The 24,128-nt window shown below is 62.7% G+C and carries 19 protein-coding genes; 14 read left to right on the plus strand and 5 right to left on the minus strand.

Annotated elements, in window-relative coordinates; all coding sequences use genetic code 11:
• Positions 1-8 precede the first annotated feature (8 nt).
• Positions 9-1,925, minus strand: coding sequence for a peptidoglycan L,D-endopeptidase MepK (gene mepK, locus BQ8794_RS19895; protein ID WP_077380450.1), 1,917 nt, complete (start codon positions 1,923-1,925; stop codon positions 9-11).
• Positions 1,926-2,305: 380 nt separating this feature from the next.
• Entirely contained in the window at positions 2,306-3,841 is a 1,536-nt protein-coding gene (locus BQ8794_RS19900; protein ID WP_077380334.1) for a sigma-54-dependent transcriptional regulator, read from the minus strand.
• Between the two features lie 371 nt (positions 3,842-4,212).
• Between BQ8794_RS19900 and BQ8794_RS19905 the strand changes: the two genes are divergently transcribed.
• The 4 genes from BQ8794_RS19905 to BQ8794_RS19920 all read left to right on the plus strand — a co-directional run bounded on the left by BQ8794_RS19905 (position 4,213) and on the right by BQ8794_RS19920 (position 9,164).
• Positions 4,213-6,051 (plus strand): M3 family oligoendopeptidase, encoded by a 1,839-nt coding sequence (locus BQ8794_RS19905; protein WP_167378792.1) that lies wholly within the window; start codon positions 4,213-4,215, stop codon positions 6,049-6,051.
• Between the two features lie 362 nt (positions 6,052-6,413).
• Positions 6,414-7,220, plus strand: coding sequence for an NADH-quinone oxidoreductase subunit E (locus tag BQ8794_RS19910; RefSeq protein ID WP_077380335.1), 807 nt, complete (start codon positions 6,414-6,416; stop codon positions 7,218-7,220).
• 172 nt (positions 7,221-7,392) lie between these two features.
• Positions 7,393-8,553: an aminodeoxychorismate synthase component I gene (locus BQ8794_RS19915; RefSeq protein WP_077380336.1), complete on the plus strand. Its 1,161-nt coding sequence runs from the start codon at positions 7,393-7,395 to the stop codon at positions 8,551-8,553.
• Positions 8,502-9,164, plus strand: a complete 663-nt coding sequence (locus BQ8794_RS19920; protein ID WP_077380337.1) for an aminotransferase class IV family protein — start codon at positions 8,502-8,504, stop codon at positions 9,162-9,164. The genes BQ8794_RS19915 and BQ8794_RS19920 overlap by 52 nt, the downstream gene beginning before the upstream one ends.
• A gap of 118 nt (positions 9,165-9,282) precedes the next feature.
• On the opposite strand, the gene BQ8794_RS37210 is transcribed toward BQ8794_RS19920, so the two are convergent.
• Positions 9,283-9,672, minus strand: coding sequence for a hypothetical protein (locus BQ8794_RS37210; protein WP_342188258.1), 390 nt, complete (start codon positions 9,670-9,672; stop codon positions 9,283-9,285).
• A 214-nt stretch (positions 9,673-9,886) separates the two neighbouring features.
• On the opposite strand from BQ8794_RS37210, the gene BQ8794_RS34920 reads away from it, so the two are divergent.
• From BQ8794_RS34920 to BQ8794_RS19955, 7 genes are all read left to right on the plus strand, one after another.
• On the plus strand, positions 9,887-10,123 hold the full coding sequence (locus BQ8794_RS34920; RefSeq protein ID WP_143744617.1) for a hypothetical protein: 237 nt from the start codon (positions 9,887-9,889) through the stop codon (positions 10,121-10,123).
• A gap of 140 nt (positions 10,124-10,263) precedes the next feature.
• Complete coding sequence (locus BQ8794_RS19930) at positions 10,264-11,709, plus strand: homospermidine synthase (RefSeq protein WP_077380338.1); 1,446 nt, start codon at positions 10,264-10,266, stop codon at positions 11,707-11,709.
• Positions 11,710-11,907: 198 nt separating this feature from the next.
• Entirely contained in the window at positions 11,908-12,279 is a 372-nt protein-coding gene (gene omp10, locus BQ8794_RS19935) for an outer membrane lipoprotein Omp10 (RefSeq protein ID WP_077380452.1), read from the plus strand.
• A 180-nt stretch (positions 12,280-12,459) separates the two neighbouring features.
• Complete coding sequence (locus BQ8794_RS19940; protein WP_077380453.1) at positions 12,460-14,496, plus strand: bifunctional metallophosphatase/5'-nucleotidase; 2,037 nt, start codon at positions 12,460-12,462, stop codon at positions 14,494-14,496.
• 147 nt (positions 14,497-14,643) lie between these two features.
• Complete coding sequence (gene hemH / locus BQ8794_RS19945; RefSeq protein WP_077380339.1) at positions 14,644-15,708, plus strand: ferrochelatase; 1,065 nt, start codon at positions 14,644-14,646, stop codon at positions 15,706-15,708.
• A 149-nt stretch (positions 15,709-15,857) separates the two neighbouring features.
• Entirely contained in the window at positions 15,858-16,808 is a 951-nt protein-coding gene (locus BQ8794_RS19950) for an SPFH domain-containing protein (RefSeq protein WP_077380340.1), read from the plus strand.
• Positions 16,809-16,812: 4 nt separating this feature from the next.
• Positions 16,813-17,283 carry an NfeD family protein gene (locus tag BQ8794_RS19955; protein ID WP_077380341.1) on the plus strand — a complete coding sequence of 157 codons (471 nt, stop codon included), beginning with the start codon at positions 16,813-16,815 and terminating at the stop codon, positions 17,281-17,283.
• 45 nt (positions 17,284-17,328) lie between these two features.
• Here BQ8794_RS19955 and BQ8794_RS19960 read toward each other — a convergent pair whose 3' ends face one another.
• The gene (locus tag BQ8794_RS19960; protein WP_077380342.1) at positions 17,329-18,330 is read right to left on the minus strand and encodes a KpsF/GutQ family sugar-phosphate isomerase; all 1,002 of its coding nucleotides are present in this window, start codon (positions 18,328-18,330) and stop codon (positions 17,329-17,331) included.
• 161 nt (positions 18,331-18,491) lie between these two features.
• Here BQ8794_RS19960 and BQ8794_RS19965 point away from each other — a divergent pair, with 161 nt between their 5' ends.
• On the plus strand, positions 18,492-20,234 hold the full coding sequence (locus BQ8794_RS19965) for an outer membrane beta-barrel protein (protein WP_077380454.1): 1,743 nt from the start codon (positions 18,492-18,494) through the stop codon (positions 20,232-20,234).
• 158 nt (positions 20,235-20,392) lie between these two features.
• Here the strand turns inward: BQ8794_RS19965 and galU are convergent, their stop codons facing one another.
• Complete coding sequence (gene galU, locus BQ8794_RS19970; RefSeq protein WP_077380343.1) at positions 20,393-21,298, minus strand: UTP--glucose-1-phosphate uridylyltransferase GalU; 906 nt, start codon at positions 21,296-21,298, stop codon at positions 20,393-20,395.
• Positions 21,299-21,510: 212 nt separating this feature from the next.
• Here galU and BQ8794_RS19975 point away from each other — a divergent pair, with 212 nt between their 5' ends.
• Positions 21,511-22,737 (plus strand): lytic murein transglycosylase, encoded by a 1,227-nt coding sequence (locus BQ8794_RS19975; protein ID WP_077380455.1) that lies wholly within the window; start codon positions 21,511-21,513, stop codon positions 22,735-22,737.
• A 126-nt stretch (positions 22,738-22,863) separates the two neighbouring features.
• Positions 22,864-24,099 (plus strand): SGNH/GDSL hydrolase family protein, encoded by a 1,236-nt coding sequence (locus BQ8794_RS19980; RefSeq protein ID WP_077380344.1) that lies wholly within the window; start codon positions 22,864-22,866, stop codon positions 24,097-24,099.
• The last annotated feature ends 29 nt before the right edge of the window (positions 24,100-24,128 follow it).

Raw genomic sequence — 24,128 nt, forward strand, 5'->3', positions numbered from 1 at the left:
TCGATCCGCTACTCGGTCCTGAAGCGGGCGACCGACAGGAACTTGACGGCATTGCCGGTGAACCGGTTGGCGTCGGCCAGCTGATCGTCCGCCTGGAAGCCCACGGTATAGACTTCGGTTGGGGGCGTGTGCACGATATTGTAGGCGTAGCGCTGCGCCGTCGTTGCGCTGGAGACGGTGGCGACATTCTCGCCGCTGTTCAACGCCCAGCGCGCCGCCGTCGGCTCGGCGGCGATCACCACGGACTTGGGACCAGGCTTCAGGTCACGGGCGGTTGCCCTGGCTGCCTTGCGGGTGGTCTTCACACCCGTGCCGATCGCCGCGGCCGGATCGGAGCCAGCCGGGCGGGCAAAGACAGCCTCGCGCGGCGATGCGGCATTGCCCTTCGCCGGCTCACCGAAGACCGAGCTTGGCTGGGAGAGCGAAGCGACCCGGTATTCGTCGGTTGCGCTGACCCGTTCGAGGACGGCTTTGACCGCGTCAGACTGGACCGCGGCAGACTGGACCTGGTCAGACTGGACCTGATCAGACTGGACCTGGTCAGGCTGGACCAACTCGGGCTGGGCCAGATCGGGCCGAGCCGACGGCAGCACCGAGAACACATCGGTAGCGGTCTTGCCGTGCCCGGTCGTGTCCGCCAGCGCCAGAAGCACAGCCTTGTCCTGCGGCGCAAGGTCGGCCGCTGCAAGGTCGGCCGGCAGCGAGTGATTGGGACGCCAGGTCGGCAACGGAACGTTGTTGGCCGCAACCTGCGCCGCATCGGCGACGACGGACGGTTCGGCCATACCGAAGGGAGCGTTTGCCGGCGCTTGCGCCGTCGTCACCGCCTGTTCAGTGGTGGCGGTGGCATCCGCCACGCCGAACGGAATGTTTTCGGGCGGCTGAGCGACATCGGCCTTCGGACGCGGGGCGAAATCAGGCAGCGGCACGCTGCGCGCCGGCAGCGCCGCGATGATCGTTTCCGGCGTGTCCTCCTCCGGTTCCGGAGCAGGCGCATCGGCGATTTGCGGAATCTCGGCGCGCTTCGCATCCTCAGGCGACACGATGGCAATGCCCGGAAGCTTGCTGTTCTTGGCGGTCGGCGCCGGCTTCGCGGTCGCCAGCTTCACGCTCGCCGGCTTCACGTTGGTTGACTTCGGCGTCGGCGCGGCTGCGACATCGGCGCTGTCATCGGCCTCGTCTTCACCGCCGCCGAAGAAGGCCGCTAGCAGACCGCCGGATCTTTTGGCACCGCCCTCTGCGCTGGCGAGTTCGATGGCGGGGGCGCCGGCGCCCTTGCGCGCCTTGTAGGAGGCGAGCGCCTGTGAATAGCCGGGCAGCGGCTTACCGTCGCTCGGCACATGCAGCGTCTTGCCATTGGGGAACACACGCGCCAGTTCCTGGCGGCTGATGCCAGGCCAGTGCCGCACATTGCCGACATCCATGTGGACAAAGGGCGAGCCGGACCTCGGATAATAGCCGACGCCGCCGCCCTGCATCCGCAGACCGATGTCGCGCAGTTTCTTCAGCGGCACGCCGGGAATGTAGAAGTCCATGGCCTTGCCGAGCATATGCTGGCTTTTCTTGGCAACGCCCCTGCTGCGGCTGCGCAGCATCGAGTTCGTCGACGACGAACGATAACCACATACGACCTGGATGTAGTCGCGGGCGCCGCTCTGCCGGTAAGCCTCCCAGACCAGGTCGAGCAGGCGCGGATCCATCTTGGTCGGCTCGTTGCGGCGCCAGTCGCGCAGGATGACGTTGATCTTTTTCAGACCCGCCTGGTCGTAGCGGCCGCCGCGCTTGAAGACGATCTCCGCCTTCTCTTTGGTGTGTAGGTTGTAGAGTTTCAGCGAACGTGTCTGGGCGCTGGCGCCGGTCGCAGCCACTGTAAGGAAGCCTAAGGCGACAATCACCGCTGCCAGCCATCTCGGCCAGGCGCTCATGCGATAGTGCCGCCCGTTTGTGTGTCGTTCGACTTTGTTCAAATCAAAAGGCCTTGCAGGCTGCCGTTTGTCCCCGGATTTGACCAAACGGATGCGGTGGTGTTCACATCCGAATATCGATCCTAATGGTTAATCATCGCTTATTGAAGCCGAAATGCGGTAACACCGTGGCGATATCCCGTCAAAAATATTGCACGGGGTTTCTTGGTAAACTGCTGGTTTAGATCATGTTTCGGGCTTTGCCTGCACACGATCTGTTACCAGCCGCTTCAATGCGTGAACACTGCCGGCAAGCGCGTCGCCCGACCGCGTCACGCCCGATTCGACGACTGTCGATTTGTCCTGATGCCAGGCTGGCAAGGTGGTCCGGGCTTGCCTTGTCAGGACGCAAGCCGATCGATACGGCCTGTCTCCGGATCGATGCCGTATTCCTTGAGCTTCCTGTAGAGCGTCGAGCGGCCAATGCCGAGGCGGCGGGCAACTTCGCTCATCTGGCCGTTATAATGGTCGATGGCGAGCTTGATCATTTCGAGTTCGACATCGGCCAGCGCCCGCACATTGCCGCGTTCGTCCAGCGCCCGCAGCGTGCCGAAACGAGGCTGCGGCCTGGCTGGCGGATCGAGCTCGGTTGCAGCGATGCCGTTATTGGCGGCCGTGTCCTCGCCAAGCGGCTCGGTGACCAAAGGGAACCCGGGCAACCAGCCATGCGCATCCAGGTTGACGGTGCCCTCGACCTGCGCCCGGATCTGCGGAAACTCCTCTTCGGTCAGCATATCGCCTTCACAAAGCACCGAGGCCCGGAAGACGGCGTTTTCCAACTGGCGGATATTTCCCGGCCAGTCATAGGCCTGCAGCATGGCGAGCGCCGCAGCCGAAATGCCGTGCAGGCGATGACGTGGATCGGTGGGCGCAACCTTGTCCAGAAAATGCTCGACCAAATACGGAATGTCGTCGCGACGGTCGCGCAGCGGCGGCACGAAGATCGGATAGACGTTCAGGCGGTAGAACAGATCCTCGCGGAACTTGCCGTCCTTGACCTGCTGCAGGAGATTGCGGTGTGTCGCCGAGATCAGCCTGATGTCGACCCTGACGGTCGAACGCCCGCCGACCGGATCGACCTCACCGTCCTGCACGGCGCGCAGCAGCTTGACCTGCACGTCGAGCGGCAGGTCGCCGATTTCGTCGAGGAAGAGCGTGCCCGAATGCGCCTCCACGAACTTGCCGGTGTGTTTTTCGGTGGCGCCAGTGAACGAGCCCTTCTCGTGGCCGAACAGGATCGACTCGACCAGATTGTCGGGGATGGCGCCGCAATTGACGGTGACGAACGGTTTTGAGCGGCGATCGCCGCTGCCCTGGATGGCGCGCGCCACCAGCTCCTTGCCGACACCGGATTCGCCTTCGATAAGAATCGGGATGTTGGACGCGGCCGCCTTCTGGCCGAGGCGGATCACCCGGTCCATCGCCGGGCTGTGCGTGATCATGTCCTTGAAGGTCAGATGGCCGCCGCGCCGCCGCGACGTGCGCTTCACTTCCCCCTCGACCGCCTCGACTTTGAGCGCGTTGCCGATCGATGCCTGCAGCCTGTCGGGAGATGCCGGCTTGACGACGAAATCGAAAGCACCGTGTCGCATGGCCGAAACGACGGTCTCGATGCCACCCTGGGCGGTTTGCACGATGACCGGAACTTGGATGCCGCGCTCACGCATTGCCTTCAGCACGCCGATGCCGTCGAGGCCCGGCATGACGAGGTCGAGGATGACCACCGAGACGCTGCGCGCATTAGGCCCGTCGAGCGCGTCGAGACCGGCCTCGCCGCCATCCGTGATGATCGCGCTGTGGCCGAATTTCGTCACCGCCGCCTCGAGCAGCCTGCGCTGCACGGGATCGTCATCGACTATGAGTATGGAACCTGTCATGACTGGTTCAACGATGCTCGCCCAATATGCCCACCCCACTGTGCCCACCCAATGGGGAATCCAACCCTATGGATCATCCTGGCACAGGGTTCTAAATAAGCTTTCAAAAAACCCGGTGAATGAATTCCTTAGGATTTGACCGGCTTTTCTCATCCCCTTGAATCTTTGGCCCTTTGAATCTTTGGGCCTGACCGCTTAGAGACTGTTTCGAAATTCGCTCTGGCGAGTCATATGGTGGTGGTTTCGAGAACCGGCGCGCAGCGGACATTTGGGTCCGTGAGCACCGGAAGCGCAGAAAACGCCATCAGATGGCCGCCAGAGTAGAGTTTCCAAACGGTCTCTCAGGTCTTGCAATCTGGAAAGTATTGTCAATGAGCATGGTTTTTGGTCGGCAGCTTGCGGCGGCGGCGTCCGGTCAGGGCGCGGCGGAGCTTGGTGATCTGCCGGAATGGGATCTCGCCGATCTCTATTCGGGCATGGACGCCCCCGAGCTGAAACGCGACATTTCAAAGGCGATCGCCGATGCCATCAGCTTCGAGAGCCGCTGGAAAGGCACGCTCGCCGCCGAGGCGGAGCGTGCCGACAGCGGCAGGCTGGGCGAGGCGCTTGCCGCCTATGAGGCGCTGGAGGAACTGATTGGCCGGATCGTCTCCTATGCCGGACTGATCTATGCCGGCAACACCGCGGATCCGCAGCGCGCCAAGCTCTATGGCGACATTCAGGAGAAGATGACCGACGCCAGCACGCATCTTCTGTTTTTCGCGCTCGAACTGAATCTTGTCGACGATGCCGCGATCGAAACCGCGCTTGCCGCCGATCCCGCCTTCGCTCACTACCGGCCGTGGGTGCTTGATCTGCGCATGGACAAACCCTACCAGCTCGAAGACCGGGTCGAGCAGCTTCTCCACGAGAAGTCGATTACCGGACGCGGCGCCTGGAACCGCTTGTTCGACGAGACGACGACCGATCTGCGCTTCGACGTCGATGGCGAAGAGCTGACCCTGGAGCCGGCGCTGAACCGCCTCCAGCACGCCGATGGCGAGGTGCGCCGCCGGGCTTCTGAAGCGCTGGCCGCAACCTTCCGCAAGAATCTGCGCACGTTCACGCTGATCACCAACACGCTGGCCAAGGACAAGGAGATTTCCGACCGCTGGCGCGGCTTCGAGGACATCGCCGATTCGCGTCATCTCGCCAACCGCGTCGAGCGCAGCGTGGTGGATGCGCTGGCCTCAGCCGTTCGTGACGCTTACCCGCGCCTGTCACACCGCTACTACGCGATGAAGGCGCGCTGGCTCGGCATGGAAGTGATGAACCACTGGGACCGCAACGCGCCGTTGCCGGAGACCCCGCAAGCGATCATCGGCTGGGACGAGGCCAAGAACACGGTGCTTTCCGCCTATCAGCGCTTTTCACCTGACATGGCGGAGATTGCCCGGATTTTCTTCGACCGCAACTGGATCGACGCGCCGGTAAGGCCTGGCAAGTCGCCGGGCGCCTTCGCGCATCCGACCGTGCCGTCGGCGCATCCCTATGTCCTGCTCAACTACATGGGCAAGCCGCGCGACGTGATGACGCTGGCGCATGAGCTTGGCCACGGCGTGCATCAGGTGCTCGCCGCAGGCCAGGGCGCGCTGATGGCCTCGACGCCGCTGACACTGGCCGAGACGGCGTCCGTCTTCGGCGAGATGCTGACCTTCCGCTCGCTTCTGGACCAGACCACCGACAAGCGCGAGCGCAAGGCCATGCTTGCCCAGAAGGTCGAGGACATGATCAACACGGTCGTGCGCCAGATCGCTTTCTACGAGTTCGAGCGCAAGGTGCATGCCGAGCGCAAAAACGGCGAGTTGACATCGGACAGGCTCGGCGAGTTCTGGCTGGAGGTGCAGGCGGAAAGCCTCGGGCCGGCGATCAAGCTGCGCGAGGGTTACGAGGTCTTCTGGAGCTATATTCCACACTTCATCCATTCGCCTTTCTACGTCTACGCCTACGCGTTCGGCGACTGCCTGGTGAATTCGCTCTATGCGGTCTATCAGAATGCAGAGCGTGGCTTTCAGGACAAATATTTTGCCATGCTGCGCGCCGGCGGCACCAAGCATCATTCCGAGCTCCTGGCACCCTTCGGTCTTGATGCCACCGATCCTGCCTTCTGGCAGATCGGACTTGGCGTGATCGGCGGGCTGATCGACGAGCTCGAAGCTTTGGACAATTGACGCACAGCGCTGAACATCCAGGTTCGGCAGAACAGTTTAGCCGCAATGCATATTGAGGCCATTCTATTCTTGCCCTAAATATCTGTTCTTAAATAACTCTCCGTGGAATTTTTCCGTTAGCTTTCCGGAAGCTGTATGATAGCGTCCCGCCTCAAGCTCAGTCGGGGCGCGGGGCTTAGGCCAAATCTTCGGCCGGTCACGGCGCTTCGACGATTGCGACAGCGCCGTTGGCCATGGCAGGGAAAGCCGGTCGCCGACAGCGCGATTTAAGCCGGCTGTTCCGCCAGCAGCGGAGCCACCATTGAATGGTCCTTGTGCCAAGGTCCCAGGCCACGGCAGATGGATCGGACTGGAGAGAGACAATGGGCACTTTTTTCTACATGCTCCTGGCGTTCCTGGTAGGTGTGTTGGTTGGCTGGTTCATCTGGGGACGCCCGCGTGGCGATCTCGACAGCCTGCGCGGTGACATGGACCGCACCCGCAGCGAGCGCGACAGGCTGCGCGCCGACGCCGACCGCCTGACCCGTGAACTGGAAGTATGCCGCGGCGCCCGCGCCGAACTGGAGCGCCAGTTGGGCGAGGCACAAGGCACCAAGACCGGTGCGACAAAGGCAGCAATCCCGGCACCGTCGGCTTTGATGGCGACATCCGCGCCGGCCAACACGACGCCCGCCAAGACGACGCCCGCCAAGACCGGGCCAGCAAAGTCCGGGCCAGCAAAGACCACGTCCAAGAAACCGGCGGCCGCGAAGGCGGCAGCCGCGCCGAAGGCCAGTGCGTCGAAAGCCAGCGCGCCGAAAGCGAGTGCGTCGCAGGCAAGTGCGCCAAAACCTCCCGCATCGAAAACGAGTGCTGCACCAAAGAGCGCTGCGCCAGCGGCAAAGAAAGCCGCGACAACAAAGGCGGCGGTGGACAAGGCCAGCAATCTGCGCCGCCTGATCGGCATCGGTCCGGACAACGAGCGACTGCTCAACGGTCTCGGAGTCATGACCTATGCGCAAATCGCCGCCTGGACGGCCGCCGACGTCAAGCGGATCGAGGAGACGTTGAACTTCGACGGCCGCATCGAGCGTGAGCGCTGGATCGAGCAGGCGAAACTGCTTGCCGCCGGCGATGAGGAGGAATTCGCGCGCCGCTTCCCGACCGCGGGGACCGGGAGCAACACCTGAATTGCCTGCCGGCATCGAGCACATAAGAGACCGGCGACGCCCGCGAGGTGCCGCCGGTTTGCTTTTGCATCAAGCTGCGTTTGCGTCTTGAGACGCCGGTGTCTCGATTGCGCGCGATCGAGCCGCCATATAGAGCGATAGCTGGCGTCATCGATCGCAGCATCCGAGTCCCATGCCCCTGCCCTCTGCAATTTTTCGAAATGACGAGCGCGCACATCAGCTCGTCTTCGACCGGCCGGCCGACATCATCGTGGCGCATGAGGCGGAGGACTTCCTGCCGGCGCTGGACATTGCGCAGGCCGCGCATGACGCCGGCAAATGGCTGGCCGGCTATTTCTCCTACGAGGCCGGCTACCTGCTCGAGCCGAAGCTCGTTCCGCTGCTGCCGGGCGGACGCCGCGCCCCGCTTGTCTGCCTCGGGATCTTCGACGCGCCTGTCGAACAGCCGGTCGTGACCGGCAACGCGCCGTCGACCAACGGCCCGATCTTCAACGCCCCGATTTTCAACGCCAGGGCCGCCTGGACTTCACAAGACTACGCAAAACGCTTTGCGCGGCTCCACAATCACATTCGCAAGGGTGATTGCTATCAGGGCAATCTGACCTTTCCGGTTCATGCGCAGTGGTCGGGCGATCCGCTGGCCGCCTTCGACGCGCTGACGGAGCGCCAGCCGGTGAAATACGGCGCGCTGATCGCGCTCGGCGGTCCGGTCGTTTTGTCGCGTTCGCCAGAACTGTTTTTCGAGATCGACGCCGCAGGCATGATCGAGACGCATCCGATGAAGGGCACCGCCCCGCGTGGCGCGACCAAGGCGGAGGACAAGCGGCTGAAGGCGTTCTTGCTCAATGACGAGAAGAACCAGGCTGAGAACCGGATGATCGTCGATCTCCTGCGCAACGACATTTCGCTGATCAGCGAAGTCGGCACGCTGGAGGTGCCGGAGCTTTTCCGCATCGAGAGCTACCCGACCGTCCACCAGATGGTGAGCCGCGTGCGGGCCAAGCTGTTGCCCGACCTCACCATCCGCCGGATATTCGCTGCGCTGTTTCCATGCGGATCGATCACCGGCGCCCCAAAAATCCGCGCCATGGAAATCCTGCACGATCTGGAAGCCACGCCGCGCGACGTCTATTGCGGCGCCATCGGCTGGATCGCGCCCGGCGGCACGATGCGCTTTTCGGTGGCGATCCGCACCATATCGCTCTTTTCCAGCGGCGAGGCCGTCTACAATGTCGGCGGCGGCGTCGTCTTCGATTCGACGGCCGAGGAGGAGTATCAGGAGTGCCTGCTGAAAGCGCGCTACGCGACGGGAACACCGCCGATTTCGAGCTGATCGAAACCATGCGCTGGCAGCCGGGCCAGGGCTTCCTGCGTTTCGACCGCCATTTGGCACGCCTTTATGGCTCGGCGGCCGAACTGGGTTTTGCCTGCGATCCGCAGAAGGTCGGCGAGATGCTCAGGAACGCCGTCGACCGGCCGGACATAGCCTTGCGCACACGCCTGGTCCTGTCGCGCAGCGGCAAGGTGACGGTCTCGGCGCTGCCTTATGAGCCGCACGCAGCCGACAAGGTCTGGAGGCTGCAACTGGCGCGGGTGCGGCTTCAATCAAGCGACACGCTGCTGCGCCACAAGACGAGCCGCCGCGACATCTATCAGCGGGCGCGCGCCGAATATCTGATCAGCCGGGCCGACGAGGTTCTGCTGGCCAACGAGCGTGGCGAACTCTGTGAGGGCACGATCACCAATCTGTTTGCCGATTTCGGCGACGGCGCGCTGGCAACACCGCGGCTCGATTGCGGCTTGCTGCCTGGCGTCTTGCGCGGCGAATTGCTGGATGAAGGCCGCGCCCGCGAAGCAATCTACAGCCTGGACGATCTGAAGTCGGCCAAAGCGCTGTTCGTCGGCAATTCGCTGCGCGGACTGATCCCGGCGCGGCTTGGCTGAAACGCAATCGAAGTCAGCGGACGACGCTACCCATGGTTGTGCACTCTTGAGTTGTAAGAGATGCGTCCGGCCCGGGAAAGAATGGGCCGGACGCGTGGCAGCCGCTTGGGAGGAGCGACTATTCGCCTGCGTGGATCTGACCGGAGCCGCCGACGGAAACGATGTTGAAGGGCTTGCCTTCGACGGCAATGTCGCCGGTTTTCTCGAACGACGTCGCGTCGACGAGATGCAGCACACCTTGCAGGGGATCAGTGACCACGATCTTGTCGCCGGCGACCGCGACACGCGGCCTCGGATCGTTCCAGTGACCGTCCATCGAATAGGGGTCGGTCAGCTTGAGCGAGTTTGCGATCTCCCCCTTCACCACGTCGAGTTGGTGAAGCTGGCCGTCCTCGGTGAAGACGTAGGCGAACTTGGCACGAACGGAGTTGATCGCGAAATGCACGCGGCGCGTCGGAAGGTTGATCAGCCGGAATGCGTCGCTCTCGATCGTCGGATCGATCAGCACCACCTTGTCGGCGCCGTAGTTGCCGAGGAAATATTGCAGGCCTCGGCCGCCGATCAGCGTCGTCGTTTTGCCATCCGGCAGGCTGTCGGCATAGGGCAGATGACGGATCGCCGGGCTGCCGTCGCCATGGCTGACGACAAGCAGGCCGGTGGCGCAGGCGAAAGCCAGGATATTGCCGGAAGACGCCTCGCCGTGGAGGTCTGGGCAGGCGTGGATGCCGCCGATCGGCGCGCCGGCTTTGTCAGCGACCCTGATGCCGACCGGGAGCTCGTCCGGCTTTTCCCGGTTCGGCTCCGAGGGCGATAATCCGCTGAACGGGTTGGCGCATCACCCCGGCCGGGCAACGCTCGCCGCATCTTTGGCCGCGCAACCGCCGGCGCTCGACTTTGCCCAACGCGACTACAAGGTCGTGACGGCCACGATCGGCTGGTCGTCCTCCTTAACCACATGACGAATGCGGCGTAGCTCGCGGCTTTTCGCTGGTTTATGACAATGATCTGTGGTTGTAGCGCGTGGCGGTCGGGCAAAAAAATGCTCCGCTTTGCGTCTGTTTGCCCGGCTTTCAGCCTATCTGAGGGAGTAATCGATAAAATGGCGAATGAAAACTGGCCCGTTTACGGTGAGATCACCGGCCCTGTCGTGATGATCGGCTTCGGCTCGATCGGACGGGGAACGCTGCCGCTGATCGAGCGCCATTTCAAGTTCGACAAGTCGCGCATGACGGTCATCGACCCACGCGATACCGACCGCAAGCTGCTCGATGAGCGCGATATCACCTTCATCCAGGACGCGGTGACCAGCAAGAACTACAAGAAGCTTTTGACGCCGCTGCTGACCAAAGGCGGTGGCCAAGGCTTTTGCGTCAACCTGTCGGTCGACACCGGCTCGGTGGATTTGATGCGGCTCTGTCGCAAGCTGGGTGTGCTTTACATCGACACCGTCGTCGAGCCATGGCTCGGCTTCTATTTCGACACCAAGGCCGACACTGGCAGCCGCACCAATTATGCGCTGCGCGAATCCATGATCGAAGAAAAGCGCGCGCACCCCGGCGGGGCGACCGCAATCTCCACCTGCGGCGCCAACCCAGGCATGGTCTCGTGGTTCGTCAAGCAAGCGCTGGTCAACCTCGCCAACGATCTTGGCCTCGAGTTCTCGGAACCCGCGCAGCACGATCGCGAAGCTTGGGCCAGGCTGATGAAGAAGGCCGGCGTCAAGGGTATCCACATCGCCGAGCGCGACACACAGCGCACCAAGAAGCCGAAGCCGATGAACGTGTTCTGGAATACCTGGTCGGTCGAAGGCTTCATCTCGGAAGGGCTTCAACCGGCCGAGCTCGGCTGGGGCACGCATGAGAAATGGATGCCGAAGAACGGCAAGAAGCACAAGCATGGCTCAAGGGCCGCAATCTATCTGGAGCAGCCGGGCGCCAACACGCGTGTGCGCAGCTGGTGCCCGACGCCGGGCCCGCAATATGGCTTCCTGGTGACGCACAACGAGTCGATCTCGATCGCCGACTTCTTCACCGTGCGCGGCAAGAAGGGCAAGGTCCAATATCGCCCGACCTGTCACTACGCCTACCATCCCTGCAACGACGCCGTGCTGTCGCTGCACGAAATGTTCGGCGCCGCCGGCAAGGCCCAACCGGTGCATCACGTGCTCGATGAAAACGAACTGGTCGACGGTGTCGACGAGCTCGGCGTGCTGCTCTACGGCCACGACAAGAACGCCTATTGGTACGGCTCGCAGCTGTCGCTGGCGGAGGCGCGCAAGCTGGCGCCTTATCAGAACGCCACGGGCATGCAGGTCACGTCGGCGGTGCTGGCGGGCATGGCCTGGGCGCTGGAAAATCCCGAGGCCGGCATCGTCGAGGCGGACGAGATGGACTACAGGCGCTGCCTGGAAGTGCAGTCGCCCTATCTCGGGCCGATCAAGGGCTACTACACCGACTGGACGCCGCTCGACAACCGCCCTGGGCTGTTCCCGGAAGACCTCGACAAAAACGACCCATGGCAATTCCGCAACATCCTCGTTCGATAGTTCAGCATCCTCGTTCGATAGCAATGTCTCACTGCCTTGCAATCGTCTGGAAATCGGGCGATTGAAGGAAGGCGGCCTGGAGCGACGTGCATCCATTTGGACGCACAAAGTACGCTCTGGCGGTTTGAGTTTACGCATCGTGCTTTCCGAAAAATCGCATCGATTTTCGGGCCAATGCGAGAGGAGAGGATCTTGATGATGACGATTGCGCGCAAATTGCTTTCGGCCGGCATTGTCGCGGCCGCTGCCGCCTTGGCGGCGTGCACCACCGCCGGCCCGGGCGGGCCGCCACTGGCCACGCGGAGTCCGGTCGAAGGCTCATGGATCGACGCGCAAGGCACGGGCCTGTCGACCTTCGCCGGCGGCAGCTTCAAGACCGTCGCGACCGACACCGGCCAGAAGCTTGCCGACGGCAGCTACGCCATGACCGGCGGCACCTCGGTCCAAATCCAGGGCACTTCGCTGATCCGCCAGACGCCGATCAGCTTCAACTGCTTGTTGATCTCCACCTCGCAGCTTAATTGCACCAGCGTGAGCGGGCAGAACTTTGTGCTGACGCGACGCACCTGAGCCCATACTGAACTGCTTTTGCAAAGGGACGGCGGCTTGAGGCCGCCGTCCTTTTTGTGCCGGCAAAGCTGGGCCCGATTCCGCTTGCATCGGCTAAAACGCGATGTGAACATGGGCGAAAAGCTGGCGGTTATGTTCCAGTCAAGCAGGGGCGTTAAACAGGTCATCAGGGAGACGAAGATGAAGAAGATCGCCGCCATTGCCGCCCTGTCGGCGTCGACGCTTGGCCTGTCGACCGGCATGTCCTTTGCCGACTACACGCTGAACATCCTGCACATCAACGACTGGCACAGCCGTATCGAAAGCAACAACAAATATGAATCGACCTGCTCGGCCGAAGAGGAGACCAAGGGCGAGTGCACCGGCGGCGCGGCGCGGCTGATCACGGCGATCGCCCAGGAGCGCAAGAAGCTGGAAGGCCAAAACGTGCTGCTGCTCAGCGCCGGCGACAATTTCCAGGGTTCGCTCTTCTACATCACCTACAAGGGCAAGACCGAAGGCGAATTCCTCAACCAGATGGAATTCGACGCCATGGCGGTCGGCAATCACGAGTTCGACGATGGCGAGGCGGCGCTGGCGCCGTTCCTGGATATGATCAAGTTTCCGGTGCTCGGCGCCAATGTGAAGGCCAACGCGCAATCCAGGCTCGGTGACCGCGTGAAACCGTCTGTTGTGATCGAGGTCGGCGGCCAGAAGATCGGCGTCATCGGCGCGGTCACCAACGACACGCCGGAGCTCGCTTCGCCAGGCCCTGCCGTCACGATCGAGGACGACGTCAAGTTGATCACATCAGAGGTCGAGAGGCTGAAGGGAGAAGGCGTCAACAAGATCATCGCGGTCACCCATATCGGCTACAAGCGAGAGCGCGACGTCATCGCCAAGATCCCGGGTATCGACGTGGTGGTTGGCGGCCACAGCCATTCGCTGCTGTCCAACACCGACCCCAAGGCTGAAGGCCCCTACCCGACGATGGTCGACAATCCGGACGGCTACAAGGTGCCGGTCGTCCAGGCGGCGTCCTATTCGAAATATCTCGGCGAGTTCAAGGTCGTGTTCGATGACAACGGTGTCGTCAAGCAAGCCAGCGGCGACCCGATCCACCTCGACAAATCGATCACGCCAGACCCCGCCGTGCTTGCCCGCATCAAGGAGCTCGGCGCGCCGATCGAGGCGTTGAAGAACCAGGAGGTCGCCGAAACCACCAAGGCGATCGACGGCAGCCGTGAGAACTGCCGCACCCGCGAGTGCGAGATGGGCAATCTCGTCTCCGATGCCGTCCTCGACCGCGTCAAGGACCAGGGTGTCGAGATCGTCATCACGAATGGCGGTGGCCTGCGTGCTTCGATCGACCAGGGCACTGTCACCATGGGCGAGGTGCTGAACGTGCTGCCATTCCAGAACACAGTGGCGACCTTCCAGATTTCCGGCAAGGATCTGGTCGCCGGGCTGGAGAACGGTCTCAGCCAGATCGAGGACGGCGCCGGACGCTTCCCGCAGGTTGCCGGCCTGAAGTATTCATTCGACAAATCGGCCACCGCGAATGCCGGGCGCGTCAAGTCGGTCGAGGTCATGCAAGGCGGCGCGTGGACGCCGATCAATCCGGACAAGGATTACCTGGTCGCCACCAACAACTATGTGCGCCAGGGCGGCGACGGCTACAAGGTCTTTGCCGACAAGGCCAGGAACGCCTACGATTACGGTCCGGGCCTCGAACAGGTGGTCGCCGATTATCTCGACGCGCATCGGCCCTATACGCCGAAGCTCGATGGCCGCATTACCGAAATCACGGCCGCCGCCGCGGCGGAACCGGCGCAGGAATCGGCCCAGAAACCGGCGAAGCCGGGCGAGGCTCCCGCTCCGGCCGAGCCCGCAAAACCAGCAGAAACGGCTCCAGCCGCAACTGCGGAGCCGGCGATGCCCGAACCGCCGGCCGGTTCGGACGATATTGCCACGACACCGCCAGCCGTGCCGGCGGAACCCGCCCCGGCTTCTCCGGCACCTGCCGAGCCAGCCAAGCCAGCCGAGGCTGTGCCTGCCGAGCCGGCAAAGCCGGCCGAAAGCAGCCATGTGATCGTTGCCGGCGACACCTATTGGGATTTGGCGGAAAAGGCCTATGGCGATGGCGCCAAGTGGAAAACGATTTCCGACGCCAACAAGGACTACGAGCCGCGCCGCCTTCCCGTCGGCGCAACCTTGACCATCCCGGCCGCAAACTGAATTCTTCTGTCATTGTTGGAAGACCCGTCCGGCAAACCGGGCGGGTTTTTCTGCTTTAGCCTCCCAAGCTAAGATAAGGTGCGGCCAGACGCTGCATTGAAAACCGGTGCGGCATCGCTAGTTTCGCGCGGTGTCCGGAGATCCCTTATGACGCCTTCCAACCCTGCCGATCCCAAGGCCGCGAAGGTCCTCGGCCCGCTGCCGGCAGGACAGCCGCCGGTCGGGGCGGGCAGGATCGGCGTCATGCTGGTTAATCTCGGCACGCCCGACGGCACCGAATTCAAGCCGATGTGGCGCTATCTCAGGGAATTCCTGTCCGATCCGCGCGTCATCGAGCTCAACAAGGCGATCTGGTACCCGATCCTCTACGGGCTGGTTCTCACCACACGGCCGAAGAAGTCGGGCGCCAATTATGCCAGGATCTGGAACCGGCAGCGTAACGAGTCGCCGCTGCGCACCTACACCCGCGCTCAGAGCGAAAAGCTGGCCGAGGCGCTGCGCGACCTGTCCGGCGTCAGCGTCGCCTGGGCAATGCGTTACGGCAATCCTTCGACCGAGAGCGTCGCCAAAGGGCTGGTCGCGCAGGGCTGCGACCGCATTCTGTCTTTTCCGCTTTATCCGCAATATTCCGCGACCACCACCGCGACCGCCAACGACCAGCTGTTTCGCGCGCTGATGAAGATGCGCCGCGCCCCGGCGATCCGCAGCGTGCCGCCCTACTATGCCGAACCGGTTTATATCGAGGCGCTTGCCCGTTCGATCGAGCGCCATCTGGCGACGCTCGATTTCGAGCCGGAAGTGGTCATCGCCTCCTATCACGGCATTCCGAAATCCTATTCCGACAAGGGCGACCCCTATCAGGCCCATTGCCTGGAGACGACCCGGCTGCTGCGTGAAAAGCTCGGCTGGGATGAGAAGAAGCTGATCACCACGTTCCAGTCGCGCTTCGGTGCGCAGGAATGGCTGCAGCCTTACACCGACGAGACGGTCGAGAAATTGCCCGCAGAAGGCGTGAGATCGATCGCCGTCGTCAATCCGGGCTTTTCTGTCGACTGCATCGAGACGCTGGACGAGATCGGCAGGGAGGCGGCCGAGACCTTCCATCATTCCGGCGGCGAGAAGTTCGCGCATATTCCCTGCCTCAACGACAGTGCCGAGGGCATGGCGGTGATCGAGGCGATGGTGCGGCGCGAACTGTCGGGATGGGTGTGAAGCGGATACAATCGAGCACCGCTAACCGGCTTTCTATGCACTGGTTATCCACTATCACCTGATTGTAACGTTCCTGAAACACACTTAAGTGTTTGGTGAAGTCGGTCGCGTTGAAACATTTCCGTGGCCGGCATCTGAGGGAGAGCCAAATGGATTTCAGTGGTTTCGATATCGCGCTTCTTGTTCTTGTCGCTCTTGTCGTGCTCGTGCTTTTCAAAGGCATCCGGACAATCCCGCAAGGCTACAATTACACCGTCGAACGCTTTGGCCGTTATACCAAGACATTGAGCCCCGGCCTCAACCTCATCGTGCCGTTCGTCGACCGCATCGGCGCCAAGTTGAACATGATGGAGCAGGTGCTCGACGTCCCGACCCAGGAGATCATCACCCGCGACAACGCCACCGTCGCCGTCGACGGCGTCGCCTTCTACCAGGTGCTCAACGCGGCGCAGGCTGCCTACCAGGTCGCCGGGCTGGAGAACGCCATCCTCAACCTGACGATGACCAACATCCGTACCGTGATGGGCTCGATGGACCTCGACGAGCTTTTGTCGAACCGCGACGCCATCAACGAACGCCTGCTGCGCGTCGTCGACGAGGCGGCACATCCCTGGGGCATCAAGATCACCCGCGTCGAGATCAAGGACATCAATCCACCGGCCAATCTCGTCGAATCGATGGGGCGCCAGATGATGGCCGAGCGCAACAAGCGCGCGCAGATCCTCGACGCCGAAGGCCTCAAGCAGTCGCAGATCCTGGAAGCCGAGGGCCGCAAGGAAGCCGCCTTCCGCGACGCCGAGGCGCGCGAACGCTCGGCCGAGGCCGAGGCCCGCGCCACCCAAGTGGTGTCGGAAGCGATCGCCAAGGGCGACGTGCAGGCGCTCAACTACTTCGTTGCGCTGAAATACACCGAAGCGCTGACCAGAATCGGCTCTGCCACCAACAGCAAGGTCGTGCTGATGCCGATGGAAGCTTCATCATTGATCGGCACGCTCGGCGGCATCGGCGCGATCGCCAAGGAAGTTTTCGGCAGCGAGGGCACTGCCGGCACCACGCGGCAAGCTGTACGCCCGCCCGTGGTTCGTCCCAGCGAGACCTGAGGCCATGTTCGAACGCATCATTTCCGAACTCGGCCCCTGGGTTTGGATGGTTCTCGGCTTCGTCCTCCTGGTGATGGAGGTCGTCGCACCGGGCATATTCATGCTGTGGATCGGCATCGCCGCGCTGCTGATCGGCGTGGTGTCCCTGCTCATCTGGGGCGCGGACTTCTGGACCTGGCAGATCCAGGTTCTCGCTTTCCTGGCGATGTCGCTGGTTTCAACCTATGTCGGCAAGAGACTGGTGGGTGGGCGCGATGATGGCACCGATCAGCCACTGCTCAACCGCCGCGGCGAACAAATGATCGGCAGGATGGCGACGCTGGCCGAGCCGATCAAGGACGGCCGCGGCCGCATAAAGCTGGGCGACACGCTATGGCGCGTCTCAGGCCCCGACCTGCCGGCCGGCACGCAGGTGCGCGTGACGGGCGCGGCCGACACCGATCTGGAACTGACGGTCGAGGCGGTCCTGGACTGATCCCACCATCTCGGTGGGCGACTTTTCAAACAGGCCTGATGTCTCTCAGGCCGCGCCGATGCGCAGCAGATCGTGCAGATGGACAAGTCCGACCGGCCGTCTGCCTTCGACAACCATCAGGCTGGAGATGGTCGAACTGTTGATCGTCTGCAGCGCGGTCGCCACCAGCGTATCCGGTCCGGCCGTCTTCGGCTCCTTGGTCATGACCTGATCGACGCTCATCGCCAGAAGATTGCTGCCGATGTGGCGCCTGATGTCGCCGTCGGTGATGATGCCGATCAGCGCACCATCCGCAGCGGTTATCGCCACGCAGCCAAACCCCTTGCGCGACAATTCGAGGATCGCTTCGTGCATTCCAGTGCCGGAAGGCACCAGCGGCAGCCTGTCGCCGACATGCATGATGTCGCGGATCTGCGTCAGATTGGCGCCAAGTTGCCCACCGGGATGGAAGGTGCGGAAATGATCCGGCGTGAAGCCGCGCGCTTCGAGCAACGCGATGGCCAGTGCATCGCCGATCACCAGTTGCAGCAGCGTCGATGTCGTCGGCGCCAGGCCGTGCGGGCAGGCTTCCGGCGCACGCGGCAGCAAAAGCACCACATCGGCCGCCCGCGCCAGCGCCGATCGCTCTCCGGCGGTGACTGCGATCAGCGGAATCGAGAAGCGCCTGGAATAGGCGATGATGCCCTTGAGCTCGCGGCTCTCGCCCGACCACGACATGGCGATGATGGCGTCGTCCCTGGCGATCATGCCGAGGTCGCCATGATTGGCTTCGGCAGAATGGACGAAGAAAGCCGGCGTGCCGGTCGAGGCGAGCGTCGCCGCGATCTTTGAGCCGATATGGCCGCTCTTGCCAACGCCGGTGACGATGACGCGGCCCGCGATATGCGACACCATATCGACGGCGCGCGCGAACGGTTCGGTCAATCCGTTTTCGAGCGCGGCCGCCAGCGCCGCGACACCGGCCTGCTCGGTCGCTACCGTTCTAAGCGCCGAGGCGATCGAAGCCTGCCCATCGAGCCGCTTCTTGTCTGGGGATCCCGCATGCATGGCTGATGCGATTAGCGCTTTGCCGCGCGCCTGTCCAACGGAATTGCCATCGGGTAGCTATCCAGTGGGCTTTGATCGACCCCCGCTCAACCCCCCGTTAACCATCCCCATTTACGGTTCGGTAAGTATGGCGCGCGTGCGCCGCGCAAGCAGTGGTGGCGATGTCCGGGGCCCAGCCTGAAAAGAAAAGAGGACGAAACGGTAAGACGGTCTGCGCCTTGCTGCTGGCGACCAGCGTCTTCGCCTTGCTGCGGCCTGCGCAGCCCTATGCCCAGGTAACCGAGCTGCGCGGCGAGGTTTCGGAATCGGCAATTCTGGACGACCAGCAAAGCAAGACCAGGCAGTTGAGCCTAGCCAGCGCCCAGGATCAGACGGCACAGGCCGGCGCGGCTACCCAGAGCAATGCGCCGGCGCCCATCTATCAGCCGGCCAGCCCGGGCGCCGTGCAGGACGACGACACGGCACCCGCGACCGGCAGCATTTTTGATCCGCCGGAAGCCACCGACGATGCGTTTGCGGACACGCCCGCTCCAATCCCGTCGCGCCGGCCATCGAGCGTAACGCAACGCGCAGCCGATCAGGAGGAGGCCGCCGAGACACAAGCCGCCGCCGCGACTGCGGCCACGACGGACGACGAGGACACCGCCGAGACGGACCAGGACCCAATCAATTCCCGTGCCGTGACCATCGATTCCACCGACAGGCAGCAGCTTGATCCGGGCGCCGAGCGCGCCGAAGCCATCGAAGGTCAGGACAGGAGGACCGAGGACGACCCGTTCGCCGCCACCGGCATCAAACTCGGCTCCTTCGTGATCAGGCCGACGCTCGAGCAAGGCCTGACGGCGTCGTCGAATGCCGATTCAAGCACCGAAGGCAAACCGGCCCTGCTGTCCGAAACGGCGCTGCGCTTCAATGCCATCACCGACTGGCGGGAGAATTCGGCTGTCATCGACGGCTATGGCATCTTTCTCAAGACCATATCGGGCGACGAGGTTGAGGAGGCACGGGGCCGTGTCGATGGCACGCTCGATGTCGACCTCGACAACGATCTGCGCGCTATCGCCAGCCTTGGTTATGAGGCGGCGCCGGAAACGGCTTCCTCGCCGGTCGTCATCGAAGGCACCGTCGAGCAGCCGGTGCGCCAGAGCATCAACGGCAGCCTCGCGGTCGAGAAGGATACCGGCAAGATGCGCTTCGCCCTGACCGGCGCAGTCGAGCACGACATCTACGGCGACGCCAAGCTTTCGACGGGCGGAACGCTGTCGCAGAAAGACCGTGACTCGACGCTCTATACCGCCACCTTGCGCACCGGCTACGAGATTTCCCCCGCTATCACCCCCTTCACCGAAATCGAAATCGGCCGCCGCATCTATGATTTGCGCGTCGACAGCAACGGTTTCGAACGATCCTCGACGGGACTTGGGGTTCGGGCCGGCGCCGATCTCGACCTCGGCGAGAAGCTTGCCGGCGAATTCTCGGCCGGCTGGCTGCGGGAGGCGTTCGACGACGACCGGCTGCCGGCAATTTCGGGTGCCACGGTGAACGCCGACCTCAGATGGTCGCCGGAACGCGGCACCACGATCGGCCTCATCGGACAAACGACCGTCGAGGGCACGACAACCCCCGACGAAAGCGGCGACATCCTTTACTCCGGCCTCCTGACGGGCGAGCGGGAAATCCGCGCCAACCTGATCGGGAACGCAGCTCTCGGCGTGGGCTGGCGCGACTACGTCGGGTCCGATGGCCATGATCTGATACTGAGCGCCGAGGCCGGACTGACATGGTGGCTGAACCGATATGCCGGACTGACCACCCGCGCCAGAACTGAAAAACAGACCAGCAACCTGGAGGGTCGCGACTACGCCGCCCACAGCATCTTTGTCGGGGTGACGCTGCAGCCGTAAACCAAGCCGTTGGAGGTTTGGGGCATGTCGAGATTCAAGTCAGGCCGTGGCGGGAACGGTGGTTTCGAGAAACCTTGTTTTATGCCTGTCGTTATCGCAAAACCGCTGCGCACCCTCGGCTCGAGGGCATGCCTTTGCGCGCATGCATTAGCCCGGGGTTAGAACGCCGCGCCCCGCTGCTCTGACGGTTTCATCTCGTCGAGAAGCTTGCTGATAACGCCCGCCATGCGTCCGTTTATGTCGCTGCGCCACAGCGCGAAGGCGACGTTGGCCTCGACAAAGCCTTCCGGCGATCCGCAATCGAAGGTGCGCCCCCGGTAGTGGCAGCCATAGAAGGGCTGCTGCTTCTCCAGCTTCAGCATCGCATCGGTGAGTTGTATCTCGTTGCCGGCGCCCTTCTCCTGGCCTTCGAGTATCCCAAATATCTCCGGCTGCAGGATGTAGCGCCCGTTGATGTATAGATTGGAGGGTGCCGTGCCGGTCTTCGGCTTCTCCACCATGCCGGTAATGCGGAAACCGTGATGCGTATCCTCGCCGCGGCCGACGATGCCGTATTTATGGGCCTCGGCGGGGTCGCATTCCTGAACCGCAACGATGTTGTTGCCGGTCTCGGCATAAAGCTCGACCATCTCCTTCATGCAGCTTTTTTCAGACTGCATGATCATATCGGGCAAAAGCAGCGCGAAGGGCTCGTCGCCGACCAGCTCGCGGGCACACCAGACGGCATGGCCAAGGCCAAGCGGCACCTGCTGGCGGGTGAAGCTGGTCTGCCCTGGCGAAGGTTGCAGCCGCTGCAGGCGGGCGAGCTCGTCGTCCTTGCCGCGCTGGGCGAGCGTGTCATAGAGTTCGAACTGAACGTCGAAATGGTCCTCGATGACCGCCTTGTTGCGTCCGGTCACGAAGATGAAATGCTCGATGCCGGCTTCGCGTGCCTCGTCGACCACATACTGGATGACTGGCCTGTCGACGACGGTCAGCATTTCCTTGGGTATGGCCTTGGTGGCCGGGAGAAAACGCGTGCCGAGGCCAGCAACCGGGAAAACTGCCTTGCGAACTCTCTTCATGCTGTCAAATATCCGCTTCTATGGTTGTTCGGCAATCCCGCTTCAAGACATTTTCGTGCCGGAATCTGGGATTATGGAACGGCTGGTCAGAAAAAATCTGTAGTCCGTAAAGCACCAGCCCGCCTTTTCGTTCCCAACGGCACCTATGGTAAACTAAATGCTAACCGGGTTCGGCGATGAATGATCTTCCTGTGATGAAGAAGGAGGAAAAGATGTCCGTTCGCGACGCCGCAAAGCGCTTCACCAGCATCGTTGCGGCCGCCAGCCTTTCGTTTGCCTTGCTGATGCCCACCGGATCGGCTTTTGCCGACGCCGGTTTCCGGCAATGGGTGGCGAGCTTCCGCGCCACCGCGGTGCGCAGCGGCGTTTCCGGCGCCGTTTACGACCGCGCATTCGAGGGCATCAGCGATGCCGACCCGGTCGTGCTGGAAAAAGCGCGTTATCAACCCGAATTCACCGCGCCCGCCTGGGACTATTTCGACAACCGCGTCCATGACCAGTCGGTCGCTGTTGGCAAGCAGATGGCCAGGAAGTGGAAGCCGTGGCTGGACAGGATCGAGGCAAGATACGGCGTCGACCGTCACATCCTGCTGGCAATCTGGTCGATGGAATCGAACTACGGCGAAATCCTCAAGCGCGACGATGTCATGCGCAACGTCGTGCGTTCGCTGGCCACGCTTGGCTATGCCGATTCGAGACGATCGAAATTTGCCCGCACGCAGTTGATCGCGGCGCTGAAGATCCTGCAAAGGGGCGACATCGATAAAAGCCACCTCAGTGGCTCATGGGCCGGCGCCATGGGCCATACCCAGTTCATTCCCACCAGCTATCAGGCCTATGCGGTCGACATGGACGGCGACGGCAAGCGCGACATCTGGAATTCGATTCCCGATGCATTGGCAACGGCCGCCAATCTGCTCAGGAAGAACGGCTGGCAGGCCGGCAAGACCTGGGGCTATGAAGTCAGCCTCCCCGACGGAAAGAAGTTCCCGGCCGGATCGAAGTCGTTGTCGCAATGGCAAGCGCTGGGTGTCACGCGTGTCAACGGCAAGCCGTTCAAGAATAGTGCGGAGAAGGCCACGCTGAAGGTGCCAGGCGGCCGCGGCGGCCCGGCTTTCCTGATGGTCAAGAATTTTTCGGTCATCAAGCGCTACAACAATGCCGACAAATATGCGGTTGCCGTCGGCCTTCTTGCCGACGAAATCGCCGGCTATGGCGGGCTTGTGCAGGACTGGAAGCGGCCTTTCACGAAGCTCTCCTTCGAGGAGAGGCAGGAGCTTCAGCAACGGCTTTCCCAGTACGGCTACTACGACGGCAAGTTCGACGGCAAGATCGGCGAGGGATCGAGAGCCGCCATCATGGCCTTCCAGGCAAAGGCTGGCTTGACCCAGGACGGACATCCGAGCATGGAAGTGCTCAAATCGCTCAGGCAGAACTAGCCTCGCATAGGGCAGACCTGGAGCATCGGACCCAAACCGGTTTTGAGGAAATCCGATGCTCAACTAAGATAGAGCGGCGGCACGGTTGTATCAGCGTCCGGCGCTCTTAAGGGATGGAGACGGTAATTGGTTTCGGCTGCGCGTATCCGTGTGATCCTTCGTCGCGTGCCGATCCTGATTCTGGCTATTGCCGTTCTGGCCGTCAGCACTGCCGCCGTCTTTCACACGCCGGCCGTGGCGCAGGAAGAACAAAGGCGTGGCTGGTCGCTGCGCGACTTGTTGTTTCTGCGCCGAAGCGAGCGAGTGGAGCCGCCGCGACTGATTCAGCCGCGAGTGATTCAGAGGATCGGGCCGCGGAAGCCAAAAGTCAGAAAGCCGCGTGCCGCGCCGCGCCGGCCGGCTGAGCCGGCAGCCCCCATTGTCGAGAAGGCGCCGGATGCCCGCACCGTTCTGGTGGTCGGCGATTTCATGGCGACCGGCCTCGCCGAAGGTCTCGATACCGCCTTTGCCGAAAACAACAAGGTCAGGATCGTCGTCCGCAGCAACGGTTCGTCCGGTTTCGTGCGTGACGATTTCTACAACTGGCCCGAACAGATCAAGTCGCTGATCGAGACCGAAAAGCCCGCGGCCGTGATCGTCATGCTGGGTTCCAACGATCGGCAGCAGATGCGCGTGAACGGTGAACGCGAACAGCCACGGTCCGAAGAGTGGACCAAGGAGTACGAACGCCGTACCGAAGCGTTCGGCAAGGCCATCGCATCGGCCAAGGTGCCGTATCTGTGGGTCGGCATGCCGGCCTTCAAGGCGCCGAAGATGACCTCCGACATGCTGGCTTTCAACGACATCTACCGCTCGACGGCCGAGAGCCATGGCGGCGAATTCGTCGACATCTGGGACGGTTTCGTCGACGAGGAAGGCGCCTTTGTTACCAGCGGGCCTGATATCAACGGCCAGCCGGTGCGCCTGCGCACCGACGACGGCATCCGTGTGTCGAAAGCCGGCAAACGCAAGCTCGCCTTCTATGCCGAAAAACCCTTGATGAAGATCCTTGGAATGACCGCGCCCCCGGGCACACTGGCAGCTTATGCGCCAGCCGGCGCTCCCGTCGAGGCGCCGGCGCCGACACCCATGGCCGTCGATCGCACCGTGCCGATGCTGCTCAACGATCCGGCACTCGACGGCGGTACGGAACTTCTCGGCGCCGCAGCGCCGGCAAAGGCGGACGGGCCCGGCGAAAAACTCGTCGTCGAGGGCAAGGTATCAGCTGCTTCGCCCGGACGCGCCGACGATTTCTCCTGGCCGCCAAGGAAGCAGCCTGCGGCGGCGGCCGTGCCCGAAACGACCACGGCGATCACTCCCTAAAGCCGTCGCGTGTGACCGGCCTCATGCGA

Source organism: Mesorhizobium prunaredense (assembly GCF_900156895.1).
Classification (GTDB): domain Bacteria; phylum Pseudomonadota; class Alphaproteobacteria; order Rhizobiales; family Rhizobiaceae; genus Mesorhizobium; species Mesorhizobium prunaredense.